Source organism: Alishewanella sp. SMS8 (genome assembly GCF_030737935.1).
GTDB classification, from domain to species: domain Bacteria; phylum Pseudomonadota; class Gammaproteobacteria; order Enterobacterales; family Alteromonadaceae; genus Alishewanella; species Alishewanella maricola.
The window spans coordinates 1-3,616 of sequence record NZ_JAPJEA010000013.1 but is presented as its reverse complement, the minus strand read 5'-3'; the positions used below and the strand labels follow the sequence as shown (position 1 = coordinate 3,616).

Genomic DNA, 3,616 nt, shown 5'->3' with positions numbered 1-3,616 from the left:
AAGGCGCACCATTCGCTCCCTTCGGTCGCTGGGATGCCAACCGCGATGCGGTCGTCACCCATGTGCTTTGCGTTAGGTAACTCATGGTAGACCGTAGCATTGTTTACAAAGATGCCGAGTTGTTTTTTAAACTTAATGGCACTTCGGTGATGAAGTTGACTGCGAATGCTGCCGTCAACGTTTGCCAACTTGCTACAAAGCAAAATATTAGGGTAAATCGGATCGAAGGTGGCATTTGGCATTCGCCAGGTTTTGAGTCGCGTTTAGATTGCATCTGGGATGCTAAAGATTGGTTAAAGGGAAATGGTTTGAAAAACAATATGTTGGCAATAGAGTTTATTAGAGAAGAAGCAACGAATCATCAGGCATTTATTGTTTCAATAGAGAAAGTTACCTAACAAACCACTGTAGTCACTCGCATGCGCTCGTTGGGACACAAATACGTTGGCTCCCTTCGCTTCGCTCGGTATTGTAGCCAACGTATTTGTGCCCCTAAGTGGGGCGTTATACGCTTACTAGATTTCGAGTAACCAATGAAATTAGAGTTAATATTCCCTGAACTGAATAACAATTCCATTTACAGATTTCATTTAGCAAAGCAAGAACCTGAAGGCACACGACCAATAGATGTTTTGGCTAGAAGCTTTGAAGAATGGACTGAATGGCAGGTATACCGGGGCAAGAAGAAAGAGCGTTTTATACGAGATAAAATAGTTTCTTTCGCCCAAATATCAGGCTCCAAATTCTTATTTGGTGGTATTTTTAATATAACCAACCGAAGCAACTCAAATTACGAAGTTGAACTGGACCCTAACCATACGGACCTGATTGGTCGATTAACAATTGATTATCGTGGCGACAACACTAGAGGCACAGTCTTTAACCCTGATTATATTTTCTCTTACTCAACCATCTCATCAATATCACAGCACAAATATCAAGGGGAGAGATTCATATCGTACGATAGAATCAATCATAGCTTTGAGTCCATGAGCATAGTAATAAAAAATGAATTAAATGATTGGAAAGTTGCCTTGAGTAGTGTTTATGGCGTTTACCTACTAACAGATCAAAAAACTGGAAAGCATTACGTCGGCTCCGCTTATGGATATCAAGGCATTTGGGGAAGATGGGCCGATTACATTCATGGCTGCCATGGAAATAACAAAGAACTCAAAGAGCTTTACACCATTCATTCCAAGGAATATTTTGAAGAGCATTTCAAATTTACAATACTAGAAGTGCTTTCAAAATCACTTGTGCCTGAAGAAGTCATACAACGCGAAAACCTGTGGAAACAAAAACTGCAGACAATCAAGTTTGGTTACAACGCATCATAAACGTATAACAAATGGTTCAAATCGTTCGCTTCGCTCACTGGGACGGGCTAAAGCCCGCCCCTTAACCAAACGTTAGGTACTTATGAATATTCCTAAAGTTGATACTTGGTTTTTCGAAAAGCTAGAATTTTCATACCCAGACGTACTTAGTATTAAGTTAGTTGAAGGGGTGAAGTCAGGCGAGCCAGAGATGGTTTTATCTGACACTGATAACCCAATTGGGCCTTACTTCCCTGTCAACGTAGTGAAGCAAAGTCAATGTCTAAGAATTATTTTTAACGAAGTTATTTCATTCCACGTTATTGACGAGTCGTATTCCTCTCCAAAAGAGAAACTAGACATTGTTAAAGAAATCGGCCCCGTAAGAAAGTGCAATAATCTCGATTATAAAAAGTATGTGCAGTCAGATAGCATAGTTGAACAAACTGGGCCACAGGAATTCTCTGGGTATTATATCTGGACAGAAGATCAAACACTGTTTGTCTTAGCAACTCTTGACCCTGAAGTTTTAATTAGTGATGAAAAACCTGATACTACATTGGAGCGAAGCAAAACATATTTTAGTAAGTAAGCGTACCTAACAAGTTGCTTAATTTCGTTCCGGCCACAAAGAGCGTGGCCTCCACGGGACTGCCTACGCTTCGCTGCGGCAGCCCATTAGCAAAGCGTTAGGTTACCAAGGAAGACATGCGTAAATTTTTAGCATTGGATAAGAAAACTCAAATAGATCTTCGTAAACGTTTTCCAGATCTAGATAAGTTATTAGCTGTCGAAGACACAAATGCTTATACCTATATGGCTGTTTCAGTATTTGATCGTTGGTTGGGTGAAGTAGACTCAATAAAGTATTTATCTGATGTCTCAAAGGAAGAGCAGCAGATCAGAGATTCAAAGTTCATTAAATTTGCTGGAAAGTTAATTAACAATACTGAAGTGCTTAATTTTACGTTTAAAGGTCGTTGGGGTAACGCTTTACCGCAATTTCGCAAATTTACTTCAAGTACAGCTAAAGAAAACTACCTTATGTGTACGCAGCATAATGTAGATAGTAGTCACTTCTATAAAATCGTCTTGCCTGAACTTGAAGCTGTATATTTTGAAAGTTGGGATGACACTAATGTTTTTTATTTACGTAATACAGAGCATGAAGTGCAAATTGAAAAATGGGCAAACGAATGTGGCTTGTATTGTTTGAAAAGGTAACCTAACAAGTGAATTATGTCGTTCGTAAACTCACTGGGAATTTTACTCGCTGGCCTTCGGCCAAAGCGCTTCTAAAATCCCCATATTCAAAGCGTTAGAGCTCACACAGTTGCCCCAGCGGCTTCAAGGAGGATCGAATGAAAGGACAATTCGTCGCGGGAGCAGTTATCTACGCAAAAGACATTCAGCGAGTGAGCCAGTTTTATTCTGAGCTTGCTGGTCTACCAGTAACTCATAAAGAACCTGACTATGTGCTACTTGAGTCACCAAGCTTTCAATTAACGGTGGTAGCTCTAGCACCCGCAATCGCAGCTAAAATTGCAATCTCATCACCACCAGAACGCAGAGAAAACACAGCGATTAAAATTTGTTTTCCCGTTAAAAATCTTGTCACTACCCGAAAAATAGCTGAGCAGCTAGGTGGCAAATTAAATGAGCCAGAACGTGAATGGCTATTTCAAGGCAATAGAGTGTGTGATGCTCATGATCCAGAGGGCAATATTTTCCAAATTCGAGCCAGTGAATTCTAACAAGAATTTAAAGCGGGACTGCTAACAGTTTGCTCGGTTTCGCTTCGCTACACATTTTAGCAAACTGTTTTCAGCCCCTTAAATGGGCGTTATATTTTCAGGGAAGTCCATGCGTATAATTAGTATTTTAGCTTTCTTAACGTTGGTTGGATGTAGCGAAGCTGACATAGAGCCATGCAGTCAAGTAGAGATCGGAATGTTCGAATCAGAACTTATCAAAGAACTTGGCAGTCCTTTTCAAAAATCTGATGAAATAGATAATAAGAAAGCGTTAATGTTTAAAGGTGAAAATATTCCAACAATAATGATTGTTGAGTTAAACAAAACCGAGTTAGGTAAATACAAAGTGTCGCATTGTAATGTCATGTAAAATTGAAAATATAACAAGCAATTCAACAGGGACAAAAAACAGTTTGCTGTTTCGTTCCTCAACATTTTAGCAAACAATTTTTTGCCCGTTAATTGGGCGTTAGCCGGCTGTCGAGATGGTTTAGTTTCAAAATCTGTTTTACTTTTCGGCTCTGCTTGCGTTAAGTTGTATAT

6 protein-coding genes are annotated in these 3,616 nt (G+C 39.6%); all 6 read left to right on the top strand.

What is annotated here, in order from left to right:
- The first annotated feature begins 83 nt into the window (after positions 1-83).
- The 6 genes from ORJ01_RS16125 to ORJ01_RS16100 all read left to right on the top strand — a co-directional run bounded on the left by ORJ01_RS16125 (position 84) and on the right by ORJ01_RS16100 (position 3,443).
- The gene (locus ORJ01_RS16125) at positions 84-398 is read left to right on the top strand and encodes a colicin immunity protein (RefSeq protein WP_306178896.1); all 315 of its coding nucleotides are present in this window, start codon (positions 84-86) and stop codon (positions 396-398) included.
- Between the two features lie 135 nt (positions 399-533).
- Positions 534-1,340, top strand: a complete 807-nt coding sequence (locus ORJ01_RS16120; RefSeq protein ID WP_306178895.1) for a GIY-YIG nuclease family protein — start codon at positions 534-536, stop codon at positions 1,338-1,340.
- Positions 1,341-1,422: 82 nt separating this feature from the next.
- Positions 1,423-1,911, top strand: coding sequence for a hypothetical protein (locus ORJ01_RS16115; RefSeq protein ID WP_306178894.1), 489 nt, complete (start codon positions 1,423-1,425; stop codon positions 1,909-1,911).
- Between the two features lie 116 nt (positions 1,912-2,027).
- Positions 2,028-2,543, top strand: coding sequence for a hypothetical protein (locus tag ORJ01_RS16110; RefSeq protein ID WP_306178893.1), 516 nt, complete (start codon positions 2,028-2,030; stop codon positions 2,541-2,543).
- 137 nt (positions 2,544-2,680) lie between these two features.
- Positions 2,681-3,073, top strand: coding sequence for a VOC family protein (locus ORJ01_RS16105; RefSeq protein WP_306178892.1), 393 nt, complete (start codon positions 2,681-2,683; stop codon positions 3,071-3,073).
- Between the two features lie 109 nt (positions 3,074-3,182).
- Positions 3,183-3,443, top strand: coding sequence for a hypothetical protein (locus tag ORJ01_RS16100; RefSeq protein ID WP_226752462.1), 261 nt, complete (start codon positions 3,183-3,185; stop codon positions 3,441-3,443).
- Positions 3,444-3,616: the final 173 nt, after the last annotated feature.

Excerpts from the sequence above, each read along its gene's own strand:
- ORJ01_RS16125 (WP_306178896.1), top strand. The coding sequence starts at position 84 with ATGGTAGACCGTAGCATTGTTTACAAAGATGCCGAGTTGTTTTTTAAA.
- ORJ01_RS16120 (WP_306178895.1), top strand. The coding sequence starts at position 534 with ATGAAATTAGAGTTAATATTCCCTGAACTGAATAACAATTCCATTTAC.
- ORJ01_RS16115 (WP_306178894.1), top strand. The coding sequence starts at position 1,423 with ATGAATATTCCTAAAGTTGATACTTGGTTTTTCGAAAAGCTAGAATTT.
- ORJ01_RS16110 (WP_306178893.1), top strand. The coding sequence starts at position 2,028 with ATGCGTAAATTTTTAGCATTGGATAAGAAAACTCAAATAGATCTTCGT.
- ORJ01_RS16105 (WP_306178892.1), top strand. The coding sequence starts at position 2,681 with ATGAAAGGACAATTCGTCGCGGGAGCAGTTATCTACGCAAAAGACATT.
- ORJ01_RS16100 (WP_226752462.1), top strand. The coding sequence starts at position 3,183 with ATGCGTATAATTAGTATTTTAGCTTTCTTAACGTTGGTTGGATGTAGC.